The organism is Neorhizobium sp. PAMB6630 (genome assembly GCF_058242775.1).
Genome location: NZ_CM177836.1, coordinates 1,144,964 through 1,163,028 on the forward strand (window position 1 = coordinate 1,144,964; position 18,065 = coordinate 1,163,028).

The 18,065-nt window shown below is 61.0% G+C and carries 16 protein-coding genes; 11 read left to right on the top strand and 5 right to left on the bottom strand.

Annotated elements, in window-relative coordinates; all coding sequences use genetic code 11:
- Positions 1–7: 7 nt before the first annotated feature.
- From AC4CWF_RS05405 to AC4CWF_RS05415, 3 genes are read right to left on the bottom strand one after another with little or no spacing between them, the layout of a single operon-like run.
- Entirely contained in the window at positions 8–433 is a 426-nt protein-coding gene (locus tag AC4CWF_RS05405) for a DUF3429 domain-containing protein (RefSeq protein ID WP_491284107.1), read from the bottom strand.
- Positions 433–1,512, bottom strand: a complete 1,080-nt coding sequence (locus AC4CWF_RS05410; RefSeq protein WP_491284108.1) for an NAD(P)/FAD-dependent oxidoreductase — start codon at positions 1,510–1,512, stop codon at positions 433–435. The genes AC4CWF_RS05405 and AC4CWF_RS05410 overlap by 1 nt, the downstream gene beginning before the upstream one ends.
- Complete coding sequence (locus tag AC4CWF_RS05415) at positions 1,509–1,661, bottom strand: DUF2256 domain-containing protein (RefSeq protein ID WP_491284109.1); 153 nt, start codon at positions 1,659–1,661, stop codon at positions 1,509–1,511. The genes AC4CWF_RS05410 and AC4CWF_RS05415 overlap by 4 nt, the downstream gene beginning before the upstream one ends.
- Before the next feature lie 727 nt (positions 1,662–2,388).
- Between AC4CWF_RS05415 and AC4CWF_RS05420 the strand changes: the two genes are divergently transcribed.
- Both AC4CWF_RS05420 and AC4CWF_RS05425 read left to right on the top strand, forming a co-directional pair.
- Complete coding sequence (locus AC4CWF_RS05420; RefSeq protein WP_491285229.1) at positions 2,389–3,054, top strand: SDR family NAD(P)-dependent oxidoreductase; 666 nt, start codon at positions 2,389–2,391, stop codon at positions 3,052–3,054.
- 120 nt (positions 3,055–3,174) lie between these two features.
- Positions 3,175–3,945, top strand: a complete 771-nt coding sequence (locus tag AC4CWF_RS05425; RefSeq protein WP_491284110.1) for a GntR family transcriptional regulator — start codon at positions 3,175–3,177, stop codon at positions 3,943–3,945.
- Here AC4CWF_RS05425 and AC4CWF_RS05430 read toward each other — a convergent pair.
- The gene (locus AC4CWF_RS05430; protein WP_491284111.1) at positions 3,939–4,886 is read right to left on the bottom strand and encodes a 2-hydroxyacid dehydrogenase; all 948 of its coding nucleotides are present in this window, start codon (positions 4,884–4,886) and stop codon (positions 3,939–3,941) included. The genes AC4CWF_RS05425 and AC4CWF_RS05430 overlap by 7 nt on opposite strands.
- Positions 4,887–5,140: 254 nt before the next feature.
- Between AC4CWF_RS05430 and AC4CWF_RS05435 the strand changes: the two genes are divergently transcribed.
- From AC4CWF_RS05435 to AC4CWF_RS05475, 9 genes are all read left to right on the top strand, one after another.
- Positions 5,141–6,688: an ABC transporter substrate-binding protein gene (locus tag AC4CWF_RS05435; protein WP_491284112.1), complete on the top strand. Its 1,548-nt coding sequence runs from the start codon at positions 5,141–5,143 to the stop codon at positions 6,686–6,688.
- A 72-nt stretch (positions 6,689–6,760) separates the two neighbouring features.
- Positions 6,761–7,732 carry an ABC transporter permease gene (locus tag AC4CWF_RS05440; RefSeq protein ID WP_491284113.1) on the top strand — a complete coding sequence of 324 codons (972 nt, stop codon included), beginning with the start codon at positions 6,761–6,763 and terminating at the stop codon, positions 7,730–7,732.
- A complete protein-coding gene (locus AC4CWF_RS05445) occupies positions 7,729–8,568 on the top strand; it encodes an ABC transporter permease (RefSeq protein ID WP_491284114.1) in 840 nt (279 codons plus the stop codon). The genes AC4CWF_RS05440 and AC4CWF_RS05445 overlap by 4 nt, the downstream gene beginning before the upstream one ends.
- 20 nt (positions 8,569–8,588) lie before the next feature.
- Positions 8,589–10,247, top strand: coding sequence for an ABC transporter ATP-binding protein (locus AC4CWF_RS05450; RefSeq protein ID WP_491285231.1), 1,659 nt, complete (start codon positions 8,589–8,591; stop codon positions 10,245–10,247).
- A 64-nt stretch (positions 10,248–10,311) separates the two neighbouring features.
- On the top strand, positions 10,312–11,664 hold the full coding sequence (locus AC4CWF_RS05455) for an aspartate aminotransferase family protein (protein WP_491284115.1): 1,353 nt from the start codon (positions 10,312–10,314) through the stop codon (positions 11,662–11,664).
- Between the two features lie 19 nt (positions 11,665–11,683).
- Positions 11,684–13,111 (top strand): amidase, encoded by a 1,428-nt coding sequence (locus tag AC4CWF_RS05460; RefSeq protein WP_491284116.1) that lies wholly within the window; start codon positions 11,684–11,686, stop codon positions 13,109–13,111.
- Between the two features lie 69 nt (positions 13,112–13,180).
- Positions 13,181–14,257 carry a phosphotransferase gene (locus AC4CWF_RS05465; protein WP_491284117.1) on the top strand — a complete coding sequence of 359 codons (1,077 nt, stop codon included), beginning with the start codon at positions 13,181–13,183 and terminating at the stop codon, positions 14,255–14,257.
- A gap of 5 nt (positions 14,258–14,262) precedes the next feature.
- Positions 14,263–15,597, top strand: a complete 1,335-nt coding sequence (locus tag AC4CWF_RS05470; RefSeq protein WP_491284118.1) for an aspartate aminotransferase family protein — start codon at positions 14,263–14,265, stop codon at positions 15,595–15,597.
- Between the two features lie 44 nt (positions 15,598–15,641).
- Entirely contained in the window at positions 15,642–16,880 is a 1,239-nt protein-coding gene (locus AC4CWF_RS05475) for a Zn-dependent hydrolase (protein WP_491284119.1), read from the top strand.
- A 129-nt stretch (positions 16,881–17,009) separates the two neighbouring features.
- Here AC4CWF_RS05475 and AC4CWF_RS05480 read toward each other — a convergent pair whose 3' ends face one another.
- The gene (locus tag AC4CWF_RS05480) at positions 17,010–18,017 is read right to left on the bottom strand and encodes a DAPG hydrolase family protein (protein WP_491284120.1); all 1,008 of its coding nucleotides are present in this window, start codon (positions 18,015–18,017) and stop codon (positions 17,010–17,012) included.
- Positions 18,018–18,065 lie beyond the last annotated feature (48 nt).

The following is an 18,065-nucleotide window of genomic DNA, read 5'->3' on the forward strand; positions in this document are numbered from 1 at the left end:
ATGGCTGTCAGTCAAACGTGATGAGCGCCAATCCATAAGCAAACAGCACCAGCAGCGTGACCGAGAGGCGCAGGGTAAAATACCAGCGCTTTTCGAGCGCGCCCGACGCCAGATACCGGTCTCCGGCCAGAAGCCCGACAAACGATACGGCCTGAAGCACCAGCGCCAGACGGCCTGCCGGCATCAGAACCGTGCCCCAGGCGATAAGCGCCAGCACATTGCTGATCACAAGCATGGATATCACAATCGACGACCGTTCAGCACTTTGCACCAGCCCCCACAACGTCCCCGCCATGAAGGCTGCAATGACCGCGCCATAGGCGATGAAGGCAAAAAGCCGGGCGCCCTCATCGAACATGGGCAGTTGCAGCAGGTAGGACGGCAGGGCGCCGGCGCATGTCAAAAGCACGGTGAGGCGTTGCGGCGAGACCATCACGCTTCCCTCTTTCGTGTCGTCCGGGCAGGTAAACTGTCGCAAAGCATCTCTCTCAGCGCGACGCCCAGACTGTGGCCGCTCAGGAATGCCGCTTCCACGCGGTTGCCGATGCACCAGTCGCCGCAGGCGCCGATCTGCCTGTCGCGGTCGAGGATGAAGGGCTGCCCGAGCGGTGTTTCCACATTGGCATACCGCCAGCGGTGCAGCTTCACCCCAGTTGCGGCATCAAAGGCAAGGGTGGGAAAGAGATCCCGGCAGGCGGTCAGCATATGCTCCCGCACCGTGTCCGGCTCATCCTCGAGATGAGCATCGGACCAGGCGCTGCCGGCATGGATAACAAGTGTGTGGTCGGGCAATGAGCCTTGGGAAACATCTGCGGTCGCCTCCCGCTCCGGCTTGCTGCTGTTGGCGGCAATCCAGCTGATGACAGGCAAACCCTCTGCCGAATCGGTCAAAGCCGCCACCTGGCAGGCCTCGAACGGCAGCGGCATATCACCCGGCAATTCCAGCATTAGCGTGAAGCAGCCGTTCATCCGCACCGTCGAAAGTGCCGCCTTATCCGCCTCGCCAAGTGGCAGAAGGCTCTGCGTTTGCGGCGCGGGCGCGGTCGAGATCACCCAGTCGAACGGGCCATAAGGCTGCTCTTCGGTCACCAGGTACCAGCGACCGGGAGCACCAACGATCGAAAAAACCTTCTGGTCGACCTTCACCTCGAAGGGAGCGGCCATCGCCTTGGCAAGCGAGGTCATCGCCGGCACGCCGACAAAACGCGGCGCCCGGTCGACAAGCCGTTCCAGCGACCGATCCGCATTGAGGCGCATCAGCGGCGCATTCCACGCCTCGACATGGCCGGCCTCCAGAAACGGCTCGAGTGCGCTGTGGAAGCGGGCATCGCGCACGGTAAAATATTGCGCGCCATGGTCAAACCCGGTCTCGCCCACACGGCGTGTGGCAAGCCTTCCGCCGACACCGCGGCTCTTGTCGAACAGGGTCACCTGCGCATGCGCCGAAAGTTCTGCCGCAAGCGCAAGGCCCGCCATACCGGCGCCGATAATGGCGATGGAAGGCTGTTTCATCTGGTCTCTCCCCTGGCTTTGCGGCATCGCTCCGAACAGAACTTGACCGCCGGCCAATCCCGAACCCACTTGCGCCGCCATGAAAACGGGCGTCCACAAGAAACGCAGGTCTTCTGCGGCAACTCGCTTTTCTTCACCTGCTTCGGCATGCGGCAGCCCAATCACTTTTTCATGATTACGCGGTGATGAGCGACCCGGATCAGAGAGGGGGCTATCGTATTTGAAATAAGACCCTCTCTGGTCTGCCGGGCGACCGGGGCGAGCCACGGGTCTTGCTCCGTCCTTCGGCCCCCCCCCCAACAAGAGGGGAGATACGAGGCAGTCAACGTCCCTTTCCTGAAACGGACGGCGCGGCCGGGTTAAGCCCTCCCCCTTGTGGGGAGGGTTTGGGAGGGGACTTGCCTCATATGCAATAGCCCTGGGATCAGAGGTGGGGCGGGAATATCGGGATGGGATGGCGGCGGGGGCGGAAATGGTGCGCCGGATGGCCGTCTGCGGATGTTTAAAAGACTTCCTGAAAGCGGTCTTGAAGCTTGGTAACAGATGGCCTGTGGTTCTCGGCGATGCCGGGCGTCGGCGAGGGCTGGTTCTACCCGTCGATCATCTCGATGACTTCTTGCGTTACGCTATTGGCTGGAAGCAACAGAACGCGGCGGCAGTTCACGGGCAGCCGGTCACTAGCAGCGCCCTGTCCCTCGACAGAGTCTTTGCATACGCGAAAAGCGCTTGCAAACCCCAAGTGGGCCGCTAGCATACCGGTATATTGGGTTTATCCCATATCGTCGGTTCATGGGAGTTCCGTCCTTGACTAACACCCCCTATCTGCTTCTGACTGGTGCAAGCCGTGGAATTGGACACGCGACGGTCAAGCTTTTCATGGAGCATGGCTGGCGAATTCTGACGGTATCGCGTCAGCCGTTTTCCGAGGAATGCCGTTGGCCGTCTGCTGAGGAGAGCCACATCCAGGCCGATCTGGCTGATCTTTCCGGCATCGATGCGCTGGCCGAGACGGTACGCCAGCGCTTGCCGGAGGGCAAGCTGGCGGCGTTGGTCAACAATGCCGGTATTTCGCCGAAAGGGCCGGGCGGCAGCCGTCTGGGGGTGGCGGAGACGGATGCCGAGGTCTGGATGAAGGTGCTGAACGTCAATCTCGTGTCGACGGCGCTTCTTGTGCGGGCATTGCTGCCGGAACTCGAGGCGGCCCGCGGTTCCATCGTCAACGTCACGTCGATTGCGGGGTCGCGCGTGCATCCCTTCGCGGGCGTGGCTTATGCGGCGTCAAAGGCCGGCCTTGCGGCATTGACGCGGGAACTGGCTGGAGAATTCGGTCCTCGCGGCATTCGTGCGAATGCAATCGCTCCAGGCGAGATCGCAACGGCGATCCTCTCGCCGGGGACAGATGCACTGGTTAAGGCCGAGGTGCCGATGGGACGTTTCGGCACCACTGACGAAGTTGCAAGGACGATCTATTTCCTCTGCACCGACCAGTCTTCCTACATCAATGGTGCAGAGATCCATATCAACGGCGGGCAGCACGTCTGACGGTCTTTGTCTCTGAAATCTGGGATATTGTCTTGCAAACTGCGCCGAAGCGGCTAGGGACAGGCCGCGATATATCGGTATGACAGTTTAACGATACGCATGGTGGGGAGGTGGCTCAGAATGAACAACAATTTGAAACGTTCCGACCTGTTTCCGGATCATGGTGCCGCAAGCGCCGCCGGGCAGCCGAAGGCCCTTGCCGCCTATAATTTCATCCGCCACGCGATCATCACCATGCGCATGCAGCCGGGGACAACGATCAGCGAGAAGGAAACCTGCGCGCAACTGGGCGTGTCGCGCACGCCAATGCGCGAGGCTGTGCTGCGTCTGGCGCAGGAAGGCCTGGTGAATGTGGTGCCCAGCGGCGGCACCTTCGTCAACAATATTTCGCTCCGCGGCGTCATCGAGGGACACCTCGTTCGCTCCAGCCTCGAATTGCGGATGGTGCGGCTTGCCGCGCGTTGTTACGACCCCATCCATGACCGGGATTTCGATCTGCTGATGTTCCTGCAGGCAGATGCCGCCAAGCGTGAGGACTACGACCGGTTTCTCGCCGTCGACAATGACTTTCATCGCCTGATCTGCCGCATGGCGGGATTCCCGGATATCTGGCAGACCATTCACAACGCGACCGGCCAGCTCGACAGGGTGCGACGGACAGCCATTCCCCGGTCCGGTTATTTCGATGAGGTCGAGCAGGAACATCGCGCCATCTATGACGCGATCAGGGCTGGTGACGCCAGACGTGCCCACGATCTCTTGCGCCAGCATCTCGATGATATCGCCGCAGTCGTGGAATATGTCGTGACCGATCAGCCGGGCCTGATCGTGCAGGAACCGGGCTTTGACCTGTCCAGGCTGGATCTGATGCTGGCGCCGCCCGCTCAGTAACCGCGGCTCCGGCTCCCTGCATTCAGCGGGGCCTGTCCGGCGAGGACCCGCGTGGCGTTCTCGAAAATCTGCGCGACGACGTCCTGCGAATTCGGCATCGATGCGATGTGCGGCGTGGTGAAGATCTTCGGATGGCTCCACAACGGGCTTTCTTCGGGAAGCGGTTCCTGAAGGAAGACATCAAGGACTGCGCCCCGCAGATGCCCGCTGTCGATCGCCGTCAGAAGGTCTTCCTCGACCAGATGTTCGCCGCGGCCCATGTTGATGATGGCAGCACCTTGCGGCAGCATGGCAAAAAGGTCCGCATTCAGGATGCCGCGCGTCGCCTGCGTCAGTGGCAGCAGGCAGATCAGGGCGTCGCAGCCGGACAGGAAGTCTTCCAACTGCTCATCGCCGTGATAACTGGCGATGCCGGCCTCCTGCTTGGGGGAGCGTGCCCAGGCACGAACAGTGTAATCGAGGGCGCGCAGACGCTGCCCGACAATGCGTCCTATCGCGCCAAAACCCAGTATGCCGACGGTGTAATCTTTCGCGGCCGTCTGTTCGGGACGCTCCCAGCGTTTATGGACTGCGTTTTGCAGATGCAGATCCATCCTTCGATGAAACAGCAGAACCGACCAGATGGCATATTCCGCCATGCCGAACGCGTGCTGGCTATCGACGACACGACACACGGGAACGGCAGGCAGGTGCGGATCGGCAAAGATGTTGTCGAGGCCGGCTGCAATGCTGTGGATGAGCTTCAGGTTCGGCATGGTTGAAACCAGGCCAGGGGGCGGGTTCCAGCACACGGCCACATCGGCCGCCTCAAAACCCTCTTCGGGATAAAGGCTCAGCCGAACATCGAGGCCTCTCGTTTTGAACGCATCCTTCAGGAAGGTGAGATCGAGCGTAGCGCTGATCAACGCGATGTGAGGAACCTTTGTATCCCGCTGTGCCATCGATGCCATCGTCAGAGGCCTTTCTCTGCTGTCTGCATTTTTCCCGGATCCTGTCTCGTCCTGAATTTTCGCGGTTGATCAATTTTTGTGCGGCGCACGCGTGAGTTCAAGTTTTATGCAAAAATTCACCGGCCTTGCTTGACAGCTGCCGATGGCGGGAGTCAAGATGAGGCATCGATATATCGGTATATTGTTGCTCTGATATGATCGCGAAGTGACGTCTGCACGCAAACGAAAATCATAAGGGGAACCTCATGCGACGACTGATTTCTGCTTCATTGGCTCTTTTTCTCTCCACGACAGCGGCCTTTTCCCAGGCCGTTCCCGGCGGCAAGCTGAACCTGATCGTTCAGCCGGAACCGCCGAGCATCATGATTGGCACCACCACGAACGGCCCGGCTTTGCTGGTGGGCGGCAATATCTACGAAGGATTGCTGCGCTACGACGAGGCCCTGAAGCCGATGCCGTCGCTCGCCAAATCCTGGACGGTTTCCGAGGATGGCCTGACCTATACCTTCGCTCTGCAGGAGGGCGTGAAATGGCATGACGGCAAGCCGATGACGTCAGCGGACGTGCTGTTTTCCGCCAACGACTACCTTTTGAAGATGCAGCCGCGCCATCGCAACCTGATGAGCCATGTGGCAAGCGTCACCGCGCCGGATGACAAGACGGTGGTGTTCAAGCTGAAGGAGCCCTTCGAGGCCTTCATGCGTGGCCTGTCGTTTTATACGATGCCGATCATCCCGAAACACATCTACGAAGGCACCGACTACGCCACCAATCCGGCCAACGACAAGCCGATCGGAACCGGTCCCTTCAAGTTCGACGAATGGAAGCGCGGCAGCTACATCCACCTCGTTAAGAACCCGGACTATTATGTGAAGGGCAAGCCGTATCTGGATGAACTCTATTACCAGGTCATTCCCGATGGCGCCTCGCGCTCCGTCGCTTTCGAGACCGGCAAGGTGGATGTTCTCCCGGGCGGTTCTATCGAAAACTTCGACATTCCGCGGCTGAAGGATCTGCCCAATACCTGCACGACGGAAAAGGGCTGGGAATATTTCGCGCCGCTCTCCTGGTTGTGGCTCAACAACCGCAAGCCGCCGATGGACAATGTGAAGTTCCGCCAGGCGGTGATGTATGCGCTCGACCGCGAATTTGCGAAAGACGTGTTGTGGAATGGCTATGGCAAGGTGGCGACCGGTGCGCTGTCGTCAAAACTTCCCTTCTACAAGGATGTCGAGCCGCATTACGCGCATGATCCCGCCAAGGCCAAGGCGCTTCTGAAGGAGATGGGTTATGACGGCAAGGCGTTGAAGCTGCTGCCGCTGCCTTATGGCGAAACCTGGCAGCGCTGGGCGGAAGCCGTCAAGCAGAACCTCGAAGAGGTCGGCATCCCCATCGAGATCGAATCGGCCGACGTTGCCGGGTGGAACCAGCGCACGTCCAACTGGGACTATGACATCGCTTTCACCTATCTCTACCAGAACGGTGACCCGGCCATCGGGGTCGACCGTAACTACAAGACCTCGCAGATTGCCAAGGGCAATCCGTTCAACAATGTCGAAGGTTATTCGAACCCCGAACTCGACAAGCTGTTCGACGAGGCCGCCGTCGCCTATCCGGTGGCAAAGCGTCAGGAACTGTATGATCGGGCCCAGAAGATCCTCCAGGAAGACGTTCCGGTCGCCTGGCTGCTCGAACTCGGCTTCCCGACGATCTACAACTGCAAGGTTCAGGACATCGTGACGACCGCCTCCGGCCTGCCGGAATCCATGCGCGACGCCTGGATCAAGAAGTAAGCCGATACCGGGTGGAAGGCCATCTCCACCCGGTTCATCCTGCACCTGGAAAATCTAGTCGGAGCCTTGCTCATGCTGAGATTCATCTCAGGCCGACTGCTGAAGGCCGTCGTCATCCTGATCTGTATCACCGTGCTCAACTTCTTCCTCATCCATGCGGCGCCGGGCGATCCGGCGTCCGTCATGGCGGGGGAAGCCGGTGATGCCGATCCTGCCTTCCTGCAACAGCTGCGAGAACGCTTCGGCCTCGACCAGCCGCTTTATGTGCAGCTGTGGATCTACGTCTCCTCCGTGGTCCAGCTCGACCTCGGTTATTCCTACCGCCAGCAGTTGCCGGTGCTCCAGCTGATCGGCGAGCGCCTGCCGGCGACGCTGCTTTTGTCTCTCTCGGCTTTCGTCATCTCGCTTGGCCTTGGCGTCACGGCGGGTGCCTTTGCCTCCGCACGGCAGGGGAAATGGGTCGATACGATCATCTCGCTGGTCGCATTGATCTTTTATGCGACGCCGCTGTTCTGGCTGGCGCTGATGGGGGTGCTTCTGTTTTCCGTACAGCTCGGCTGGTTGCCAGGCTTCGGCTATGAGACGGTCGGCGCCAATTACACCGGCCTTAGCCGCTCCCTCGATATTCTCCTGCACCTCATCTTGCCGGCCATGACGCTCGGGCTGTTTTTCATGGCGGTCTATGCGCGCATGACCCGTGCTGCGATGCTCGAAGTCGGCCAGCTCGATTTCGTCAAGACGGCCAAGGCCAAGGGCCTGCGTCCAAGGATCATCCAGCGCCGCCATGTGCTGCGCAATGCGCTTTTGCCGGTCGTCACACTTGCCGGCCTGCAGGCGGGGCAACTTGTCGGCGGCGCCGTGCTGATCGAGACGGTCTTTGCCTGGCCGGGCATCGGCCGGTTGATGTTCGATGCCCTGTCGCAGCGTGATTACAATCTGCTGCTCGGCGTCTTCGTCGTCTCGGCCGCCATGGTCCTGTTCTTCAACCTCATCACCGACGTGCTTTACCGCCTCGTTGATCCGCGCATCCGGGTGGCGTCATGAAGGATTTCTGGAAACGTTTTTCGCAAAACCGCGGCGCTGTCATCGGTCTCGTCATCCTGTTGCTTGTCGTCGTTTTGTCGATCGTTGCGCCCTTCATCTTCACCAAGTCGCCCTGGGCCATGGTGCAGCGGCCGTTCATTCCGCCGTTTACCATGGATGCTTTCGTGCTCGGCACAGATCCGATGGGGCGTGATCTTGCCGCGGGGCTTGCGCACGGGGCGCGGGTTTCGCTGCTGGTCGGCCTTGTCTCGACGGTGGTTTCGCTTCTCATTGGCATTCCGATCGGCGCCATTGCCGGCTATTTCGGTGGCTGGGTGGATGACGTGCTGATGCGGTTCACCGAATTTTTCCAGAGCGTGCCAAGCTTTGCGCTGGCGGTGGTTCTGGTGGCGATCTTCCAGCCCAGTATCACCTCGATCATCATTTCGATTGCTGTCGTCTCCTGGCCGCCCGTCGCGCGCCTGCTGCGTGGAGAGGTGATGTCGCTGAGGTCGCGGGAATTTGTTGAGGCCGCCGTCCTCTCGGGCCAGACCCATGCGACGATCATCTGGCGGCAGATCCTGCCGAACACGCTTTCGCCGATCATCGTGCTGGCCTCGATGATGGTGGCGGCGGCAATCCTCATTGAAAGCTCGCTGTCCTTCCTCGGCCTTGGCGACCGCAACATCATGTCCTGGGGCTATATCATCGGGGCTGGCCGCACGGTGATCCGGCAGGCCTGGTGGGTCAGTTTCTTTCCCGGTCTCGCCATCCTCCTGACTGTTCTGGCGCTTAATCTTGTCGGCGAGGGGCTGAACGATGCCCTCAACCCGCGTCTTGCGCGCAAGGGGAAATAATCATGGCAGACACTCTTGCAATGGATGCCGTCATTCATCCGGGTGCGCTGAAGGAAGAAGGACGCGGAAAACCCGTCGTCTTCATCGACAAGCTCAGCATAGCACTGCCTGATGGTGCCGACCGGGCCTTCGCCGTCGATCGCGTCAGCTTCAAGTTGTTTCCCGGCGAAATGCTCTGTGTGGTCGGAGAAAGCGGCTCGGGCAAGTCGATGTCGGCCAATGCGCTGATGGGGCTTTTGCCCGATACGGTCAGGATCGCACAGGGTCGCATCCTGCTGGAGGGCGAGGACCTGGTCCGGATGCCCCCGGATGCGCTTTATGCCATCCGGGGGCGTCGGGTGGCCATGGTTTTCCAGGAGCCGATGTCGGCGCTCAACCCGCTGATGAAGGTCTCGGCGCAGATCGAGGAAGTGTTCGAGGCGCATGGCCTTCTGACACCCCGCGAACGCCGGCAAAAGGCGCTCTCGCTCCTGACGGAAGTCGGTCTGCCCGATCCGGCGCGGGCCGCCGAAAGCTATCCGTTCCAGTTGTCCGGCGGGCAGCGCCAGCGCGTGATGATCGCCATGGCGCTTGCGCTCGAACCGGACGTGCTTGTTGCCGATGAACCGACAACCGCGCTTGACGTGACAACGCAGGCGCAGATCCTCACACTCATCGCCAAGCTGCAGAAAGAGCGCAACATGGCGGTGATGTTCATCACTCATGATTTCGGTGTCGTGGCCGAAATCGCCGATTATGTCACGGTCATGCAGTTCGGTCGCATCGTGGAGCAGGGGACTGCCGAAGAGGTGCTGTTTTCGCCGCAGCATCCCTATACGAAAAAGCTGATCGCGGCGATCCCGCGGCCCGGTCAGGCGGCCACAAGCGTTGAAATCCGCGAACCACTGCTTGCCGTGGAGAAACTCTCAAAAATCTACCGGATGGGCGGCGGGCTGTTTTCAAAGGCCCGCGACGTTCATGCGGTCAAGGATGTGTCCTTCACGCTCGGGCGTGGCGAAACGCTTGGTATCGTCGGCGAAAGCGGCTCGGGAAAATCCTCGGTGGGGCGCTGCCTTGTGCGGCTGCAGGACCCCGATGGTGGACGTGTCCTGCTCGGCGGTCAGGATATGGCGCATCTGAAAGGTGCTGAACTCAGGGCCATGCGCCGACGCATGCAGATGATCTTCCAGGATCCCTATTCGTCGCTCAATCCGCGTGAGAAGGTGGGGCGCATCATTGCCTCGGGCCCGATTGCCTATGGGCAGGATACGAAACAGGCTTTGGCGCGGGCGGCAGAACTGATGGAAATGGTGGGGCTCGATCCGAGAGGCACCGATCGCTTTCCGCACGAATTTTCCGGCGGCCAGCGGCAGCGCATCGGCATTGCCCGAGCCTTGGCGCTGGAACCGGAGATCATCATCGCCGACGAAGCCGTGTCGGCGCTCGATGTCTCGATCCAGGCGCAGGTTCTGGAACTGCTTGCCCAGTTGAAAAAGGATCTCAACCTGTCCCTCGTTTTCATCACGCATGATCTGCGCGTCGCAGCCAAGATCTGCGACCGGGTGATGGTGATGCGACAGGGAGAGGTTGTCGAACTCGGGACGGGGAGCGAGATCTTCGAGACCCCCCGGCACGCCTACACGAAAAGCCTGATCGAGGCCATTCCCGGTCGGGCAAAGGAAGCGCTGATGACGGCCTGAAGCCGTCTCACGTCACCATCAATTGGGCCGATGACAGCCCGAACCGCTCAATGGAGAAAAACCGATGACGATCATGCCGAATTCGATGGAAGGCCGCGACATGGCCTACCAGCTGCACCCGAACGTGAACCTGCGCAAATATGAGAAGCAGGGCGGCCTGGTGATCGAGAGCGGTGACGGCATCTACGTGACCGACAGCCATGGCAAGCGTTATATCGAGGGCATGGCCGGCCTGTGGTCGGTGGCACTCGGTTTTGGCGAAAAGCGGCTGGTGGACGTTGCCACGGCCCAGATGGCGAAGCTGCCCTATTACCACACCTTCTCCTACAAGACCCATGGGCCGTCGATTGATCTGGCCGAAATGCTGATCAAGATCGCGCCCGTGCCGATGTCCAAGGTGCATTTCACCTCGTCCGGCTCGGAGGCCAATGATCTCGCGGTCAAGATGGTCTGGTACCGTTCCAACGCGCTCGGCAAGAAAGACAAGAAAAAGATCATCAGCCGCATCAAGGGCTATCATGGCGTCACCATCGCCTCCGGGTCGCTCACCGGCCTGCCGCGCAACCATGAGAGTTTCGACCTGCCGCTCGACCGCATGCTCCATACATCCTGCCCGTCCTACGTCCATTTCGGTCTTGAGGGCGAAAGCGAAGCGGACTTCACCAAGCGCATCCTTCAGGATCTTGAGGATCTGATCCTGAAGGAGGGCCCGGAGACGATTGCCGCCTTCTGGGGCGAGCCGGTGATCGGTGCGGGTGGCGTTCTCGTGCCTCCGGATGGCTACTGGGCCGGCGTTCAGGAGATTCTGAAGAAATACGACATCCTGCTCGTCGCTGACGAGGTGATCTGCGGCTTCGGGCGCACCGGCAAGATGTTCGCCTGCGAGACGCTCGGCATTACGCCGGATGTGCTCGTTGTGTCGAAGCAGATCTCGTCCTCCTACATGCCGCTGTCGGCAATCATCATGAACGACCACTTCTACCAGCCGATCGCCGATGAATCGGATCGTATCGGCGTGTTCGGCCATGGTTACACGGCATCCGGCCATCCGGTTGCAACCGCGGTCGGGCTGGAAAACCTGAAGATCATCCAGGAGCGTGATCTCGTGGGCAATGTCGCCCGCCTGGAAGCGCAGTTTCTCGCCGGTCTGGAGGAGCTTGCGAAACATCCGGTGTCGCATTCTGCGCGGGGCATCGGCCTGCTCGGCGCGCTTGAAATCAAGCCTTTTGCCGATGGCAAGGCCGGTGATGCGGCTGCCGCCGTGTCCGCCGCCTGCGAGGAGGAAGGCCTGATCGTGCGCAACATTGCCGAAGCCATCTGCTTCTGCCCGCCGATGATCATCACCGCCGAGCAGATCGACGAGATGTTTGCAGCCGTCAGCCGTGCGCTCGACAAGGTTCAGGCTGCACGCGCGTAATTCATTTCGAGGAAATGACATGAGCATGATGGAAAAAACGGATCTCGGCGAGATGACCGCAGCCCAGCTGTCCGAGCTGTTTGCCGCGGGCAAGGCGTCTCCGGTCGAAGCGGCAAAGGCGTCGCTCGAGCGGATCGAAAAGTTCAATCCGAGCGTCAACGCGTTTGCCTTTGTGGTGCCGGAACTGGCGCTCACAGAGGCAAAAGCCTCCGAAGCGCGCTGGCAGAAGGGCGAGCCGCTGTCGCCCATCGACGGCGCGCCGACGACGATCAAGGAACTGACGCCGGTCAAGGGCATTCCGTGGCGCCGGGGTTCAGCGCTGGGCGCCACGACCCCGTCGGACAAGGAGTTCCTGATCATGGAACGCCTGCGCGGCGCCGGGGTCACCATTCTCGGCACAACGACATCGCCCGAATTCGGCTGGAAGGGTGTCACGCACGGTCCGGCCTTCGGCAATACGCTGAACCCCTGGCGCACCGACCGCGCATCCGGCGGCTCGTCCGGCGGGGCAGCGGTTGCCGCGGCGCTTAACATGGGCGTGCTGCACGAGGGCTCCGACGGTGCGGGCTCCATTCGTATCCCGGCCTCCTTCTCCGGCACGTTCGGGATCAAGCCGACCTATGGCTGGATACCCTCCGATACACCCACAGCGCTCTTCGAGCTTGCCCATCGTGGTCCGCTGACCCGCACCGTCGAGGATGCCGCATTGTTCATGAATGCAACGACCGGGCCGACGCCGAGGGCGATGTACGGTTATTGCCCGACACCGGTGCCGGATTGGCGCGCGGCGATCAAGGCCGCCAGCGTCAAGGGTTTGAAGATCGGCTATAGCCGCAATCTCGGTTATGCGCAGGTTCAACCGGATGTCGCCGCCGCCGTCGAGCGTGCCGCACAGCGTCTGGCCGATATGGGGGCAATCATCGAAGAGGTCGATCCCGGGTTCTCCAATCCGCAGGACGCACTGCTCGCGCTCTGGTATGCGGCAGAGGCGAGAACCGTCGAGTTGGTCAATCCGACTGACGAGCAGAAGCGGCTGATGGACCCGGGTCTTATCCGGATCTACGAGAAGGGCTGCGCCTACACCGCCCGCGACTATGTTGCGGCCGAACAGGTGCGTGCCGATCTCAAGGTGACGATGGCGCTGTTCCATGAAAAGTATGACGCCCTGATGCTGCCGACCATGCCGGTGACGGCGATCGAGGCGGGCGTCGATTTTCCAGGCGGCATCGAGGGCAAGGACTGGTCCGACTGGTCGCCCTTCACCTATCCGTTCAACATGACCGGGCAGCCGGCCGTCTCGGTGCCCTGCGGTTTCGATGCCGGCGGTCTGCCGATCGGCCTGCAATTCGTCGGGCCGCGTTACCGCGACGATATCGTGCTGACGCTGGCTTCTGCCTACCAGGCGGCCTATCCGGAAGACGTTCTCAACGCACCGCGGGTCGTCTGAACCAAACAAGATGCGGAGGCCTTCTGCCTTCGCATCCCCATCATTTTAAGCAGCACCGGGATAAAACAGATGGCCTCCATGGCAAGCCAAGAGGTGGCAGGCGGGCTTGGCGCAGAGCTGGAAACGGGCGTGACGGCCGTGCCGCCTGACCAGGCCGAGCGTATCGCGCGCGAAAAATACGGGCTCGTCGGCAAGGCCGAATGGCTCTGGGGCGAGAAGGACAGCAATTACCGGCTGACGCTCGACGATGGCACGCACTATCTCTTCAAGGTGCTCAACCCGGCCGAGCCCCCGGCGATGACCAGCATGCACAGCCAGGCGTTGTTGCATGTGGAAGCCGCCGACCCCGGTATTCCGATTCAGAGGATCATCCGCACGCTGGACGGTGAAGCGGACTTCCGCATGACCGATGACGACGGTGGCACGCGCGGCGTGCGCATGGTCACCTTCGTGCCCGGTGTCTCCCAGAAATCGCAGCCGCAGTCGGCGCTCCAGCGTTTTCGCGTTGGTGTGCTGCTCGGCCGCATGCAGAAGGCACTGGCAGGGTTTTCGCATGAGGCGGCGAACCACCGTATCACCTGGGACATGAAACACGCCGCAGGCATTCGTGACCTTTTCGGCGCCTTCGATGATGCCGGCCAGCGTGCCCGGCTGGAGCGTGGCATGGATGACTTCGAACGCTTGATCGCGCCGCGTATGGCGGACCTGCCGGCGCAGGTCGTTCATAACGATTTCAACATGGAAAACATCCTCGTCAGCGTGGAGGATCCGGACACGATCAGCGGCATCATCGATTTCGGCGACATGGTGCATGCGCCGGTGCTGTTCGATGTCGCCGTGGGGGCCGCCTATCAGATGGGTGATGCCGATGACCCCATTGAGGCGATGTGTGATTTTCTGCGCGGTTACAGCACGGAAAAGACGCTGTCCGACCACGAGATTTCGCTGCTTTATCCGGCTGTCGTCACGCGCATGGTGATGCGGCTTGCGATACCCGAATGGCGCAGCAAACTGTTTCCGGACCACCGCGAACTCTACACACGCAATAGCCCCACCGTCTGGCAACAGTTTGCCCGGCTGGACGCGATTTCAAAAGACGATGCCATGGCGCGCCTTGCCGCCGCCTGCCGTACTCCCAAGGGATGAGAACCATGACCAAGCCCGCCACCACGATGATCAACGGCTTTGATGCCGCGCGTCTCGGCAGCCTGCCGGAGAGGGAGCGCTTGATGATCGAGCGGCGCCAGGCGATGCTTGGGCCATCCTATCGGCTGTTTTACGAAAATCCGCTGCATCTGGTGCGCGCCGAAGGCGTCTGGCTCTACGATCCCGATGGCAATGCCTATCTCGACGCCTATAACAACGTGCCCTCGGTTGGCCATTGCCATCCGCGCGTGGTCGCAGCGATGACTGAACAGGCGGCAGTGCTGAACACCCACACACGTTATCTTGACGAAAAGATCCTCGACTATTCCGAAAAACTGCTCGCGACCTTTCCCGATGACCTCAACCGCGTGATGTATTGCTGCACCGGCAGCGAGGCGGTGGATCTCGCGATCCGGCTTGCCTGTTATTATACCGGCGGCACCGGCATCATCATCACCGAAAACGCCTATCACGGCACAACGAGCGTCACTGCGTCGCTCTCGCCGTCGCTTGGCCCGAACATGCCGCTTGGCATGCATGTCATCACCGTGCCGGCACCGGATGCCTATCGCGCCGACGGCCGGGATGTCGGTGAGGCCTTTGCCGAAGAAGTGTCCAAGGCGATCGCCTTCATGGCACGTCGTGGCATCAAACCCGCCGCCTTTATCGCCGACAGCATTTTTTCAACCGACGGCATTTTCTCCGAGCCGGCCGGCTTTCTGAAACAGACGCTGGACGTCGTGCATGAGGCCGGCGCGCTTTATATCGCCGACGAAGTCCAGCCGGGTTTTGGCCGTACGGGAGCGCATATGTGGGGTTTCATGCGCCACGGCATCGTTCCGGATATCGCCGTGATGGGCAAGCCCATGGGCAACGGCCTGCCGATTGCCGCTGTGGTGATGAAGGGCGCGGTGCAGGAGCGTTTTGGCCGGGACATCCGTTATTTCAACACCTTCGGCGCCAACCACGTGTCCATTGCCGCCGCCAATGCCGTGCTCGACATCATCCGCGACGAGGACCTGATGCGCAATGCAGAAACGACCGGCACCTATATGCTGGAGGGGATGCGCAAGCTGCAGCAGACATTCGACGCCATTGGTGATGTGCGCGGTGCCGGCCTCTTCCTTGGCCTCGAATTCGTCAAGGACCGTGAAAGCCGCGAACCCGATGGGGCGCTGTCGCTTGCCGTCGTCAACCGCATGCGTGAGCGCCGTGTGCTGATCAGCGCTGCCGGCATCCATGGCAACACGCTGAAGATCCGCCCGCCGCTGCCTTTCGGCAAGGAGCATGCCGATATTTTCCTGAAGACATTGGAAGACGTGCTGCACGAGACAACCTGATCTCACCCGCTGCCGCTGGCCCGGATTGCGAAAGGACAAGGACCATGACTGCATCGCCAAAGATCGACGCCGCGCGCCTGTGGGCCGATATCATGACCATGGGAGCGATCGGCGCAACGCCCGGCGGCGGCAGCTATCGTCCGGCGCTGTCCGATGCGGATCGCGAGGCGCGCAACCTGTTTCGCCACTTTGCGCAGGAGGCCGGCCTGCTGGTCACCGTCGATGCGATTGGCAACATGTTTGCAAGGCGGGAGGGGACGGATCCCTCCTTGCCGCCACTGATGATCGGCAGCCATCTCGACACCCAGATGCCGGGCGGCAAGTTCGATGGTGTCTTGGGCGTGCTGGCCGGGATTGCTGTGGCTCGCGCCCTGAACGAAGCCGGTCTCACCACGAAGCGGGCGATCGAGATCGCCAATTTCACCAATGAGGAGGGCGCGCGTTTCCAGCCCGGCGTGATGGGCTCGGGCGCCTTTGCCGGACTTCTGCCGCTCGATCAGGCCTTGCAGTGCCGGGATGAAGCCGGAGCGGTGCTTGGCGATGAACTGGCGCGCATCGGTTATGCAGGGGCGCTGCCGGTCGGCGGTCGCCCTGTTCATACCTATCTCGAACTGCATATCGAGCAGGGTCCGGAGATGGAAAAGGCAGGCGCGATGATTGCCGCCGTCTCCAACAGTTCCTGGGGATGCAGCGGCTTCATCGATATCAACGGCGAGAACGGTCATTCCCAGACGGCAGCCATGTCGACGCGGCGCAATTCACTGGTTGGCGCGGCAAAACTCATTCTCGAGATTGAAGCGATCGGGGCGGACAACGAGCCGGAAGGCATGGTGAGCGCCACCGTGATCCGCAACTGGCCGAACAACCGCGTCAACATTCCCCACCTGACCAAGCTCTCTTATGTTGCCGTCCATGCGACGGAAGAGGGGCGAGCAAAGATCATCGACCGGATCGAGGCGGCGGCACGACGGATTGCCGAGGAAACAGGCCTTACCATCGACGCGACAACCTCTCACTACCGCCAGCGGCTCGATCTCTCGCCGGAACTTTCCGGCCAGGTGATCGATACCGCTCGGCAACGCGGCTACACGTCGATGATGTTGCCGACACTGACCTCCCACGATGCCTTGTCGATGCATCATCTTTGCCCGACGGCCATCGTCTTCGTGCCCTGCAAGGACGGCATCTCCCACAGCGAAAAGGAATGGTGCGACCCGGATCAGGTCACGGCCGGTGCCAAGGTCTTGCTCGACATAGCAGTCAGGATTGCCAATGAACGCTGACAGGACCTGATATCGGCGGCAATGGGCGGTACCTGGCGCGCCGCGCCGGGCGAAGAAGAGAGCTATGTCTACGCGATAGCCCTCTTCTGATCGAAGCGCTTATGGCCGAGGTTGGCCATCGCCCTCTCTTCAGCTGAAGGCTTGATGAATGCCGGGCAGGATGCGTGCGAGATGGTTGAACTCCGTCATGTCGTGAACCGACATTTCATAGGCCGTCATTTCCGCAACCTGTTCGTTGAAGCCGATATGCTGCAGCATTGCCAGCGCCTTTTCCGCATTGGCAAAACGTGCCATGTCCGGATGGGCTCCGATCCAGTATCGGCTGAAGAGTTCCATGCCGGCGCTTGTATCGCGGGCGATATGGACCATCAGCGTGAACGGGATATCGGGCGCCGGCGTTGCGTAGCAGACGGCGCTGGCGCTTGCGGTAAAACCCTCCCGCGCCAGGGCCTGGGCGTCGAAGCCGAGCGTCGCCGGTTCGGCGAAATGGATGATGGCGTCGAGACGGCTCGGGCCGATCCATTCCTGGATGCGGTTGGGATTGTTGAAGAGCCGCTTCTCGTAGCTGAGCGAGGTATCCTTCAGGCGAGCCGGGTCGGCAACGCTGGTGTCGATATGCGCCTGCGGAAACCACAGCATGTAGCGCTCTTTTTCGACGGGATGCCAGGTAAACCACCACTTGAACATGTCGGTGGTCACGCCGGGCATAACGATGCGGCTTTGCGCATAGGCCATCTGGCCACCAAGAACGGCATAACCGTTGTCTTTCGTCTTGAAGGACGGATCGATCAGGCGGTTGAGGTTCTGCGCGCTCGGCGAAGGTACCTCGCTGGGGTTAAGCTGTCCGAACTGGATGGCCTGCGCAGCCGCCGAGGGGACCGAGAGATCCGTATCGAGAAAGGCCGCATACGGCGTGATGCGCACGGCCTCCTCGTTCGCAGTGCGCTGCTTCTGGCACTCCAGGGAAAGGTAAGTGACGGCGCTCCAGTCCCCGTACGCGTCGCGGTTCGAGCTGGGTTGGGCAACTGACGCCGCCTGCGCCGCATCCGGACGGCTCAAGAGGGAAGCGGACGTGGTTCCGACCACGGCGGCCGGGGCAGTTTTGAGAAGGCTGCGACGGGATATTGAGTGGGTCATGAGCGATTTCCTCCGGGAAAATTCGTTGCTTGACCCCAAAAATACGCC

Bases quoted from the DNA above. Each gene is read 5' to 3' on its own strand.
- AC4CWF_RS05465 (WP_491284117.1), top strand. From the start codon at position 13,181: ATGGCCTCCATGGCAAGCCAAGAGGTGGCAGGCGGGCTTGGCGCAGAG.
- AC4CWF_RS05420 (WP_491285229.1), top strand. From the start codon at position 2,389: ATGGAGCATGGCTGGCGAATTCTGACGGTATCGCGTCAGCCGTTTTCC.
- AC4CWF_RS05410 (WP_491284108.1), bottom strand. From the start codon at position 1,512: ATGAAACAGCCTTCCATCGCCATTATCGGCGCCGGTATGGCGGGCCTT.
- AC4CWF_RS05440 (WP_491284113.1), top strand. From the start codon at position 6,761: ATGCTGAGATTCATCTCAGGCCGACTGCTGAAGGCCGTCGTCATCCTG.
- AC4CWF_RS05460 (WP_491284116.1), top strand. From the start codon at position 11,684: ATGAGCATGATGGAAAAAACGGATCTCGGCGAGATGACCGCAGCCCAG.
- AC4CWF_RS05445 (WP_491284114.1), top strand. From the start codon at position 7,729: ATGAAGGATTTCTGGAAACGTTTTTCGCAAAACCGCGGCGCTGTCATC.
- AC4CWF_RS05480 (WP_491284120.1), bottom strand. From the start codon at position 18,017: ATGACCCACTCAATATCCCGTCGCAGCCTTCTCAAAACTGCCCCGGCC.
- AC4CWF_RS05415 (WP_491284109.1), bottom strand. From the start codon at position 1,661: ATGCCGAAGCAGGTGAAGAAAAGCGAGTTGCCGCAGAAGACCTGCGTT.
- AC4CWF_RS05435 (WP_491284112.1), top strand. From the start codon at position 5,141: ATGCGACGACTGATTTCTGCTTCATTGGCTCTTTTTCTCTCCACGACA.
- AC4CWF_RS05455 (WP_491284115.1), top strand. From the start codon at position 10,312: ATGACGATCATGCCGAATTCGATGGAAGGCCGCGACATGGCCTACCAG.
- AC4CWF_RS05430 (WP_491284111.1), bottom strand. From the start codon at position 4,886: ATGGCACAGCGGGATACAAAGGTTCCTCACATCGCGTTGATCAGCGCT.
- AC4CWF_RS05405 (WP_491284107.1), bottom strand. From the start codon at position 433: ATGGTCTCGCCGCAACGCCTCACCGTGCTTTTGACATGCGCCGGCGCC.
- AC4CWF_RS05475 (WP_491284119.1), top strand. From the start codon at position 15,642: ATGACTGCATCGCCAAAGATCGACGCCGCGCGCCTGTGGGCCGATATC.
- AC4CWF_RS05470 (WP_491284118.1), top strand. From the start codon at position 14,263: ATGACCAAGCCCGCCACCACGATGATCAACGGCTTTGATGCCGCGCGT.
- AC4CWF_RS05450 (WP_491285231.1), top strand. From the start codon at position 8,589: ATGGATGCCGTCATTCATCCGGGTGCGCTGAAGGAAGAAGGACGCGGA.
- AC4CWF_RS05425 (WP_491284110.1), top strand. From the start codon at position 3,175: ATGAACAACAATTTGAAACGTTCCGACCTGTTTCCGGATCATGGTGCC.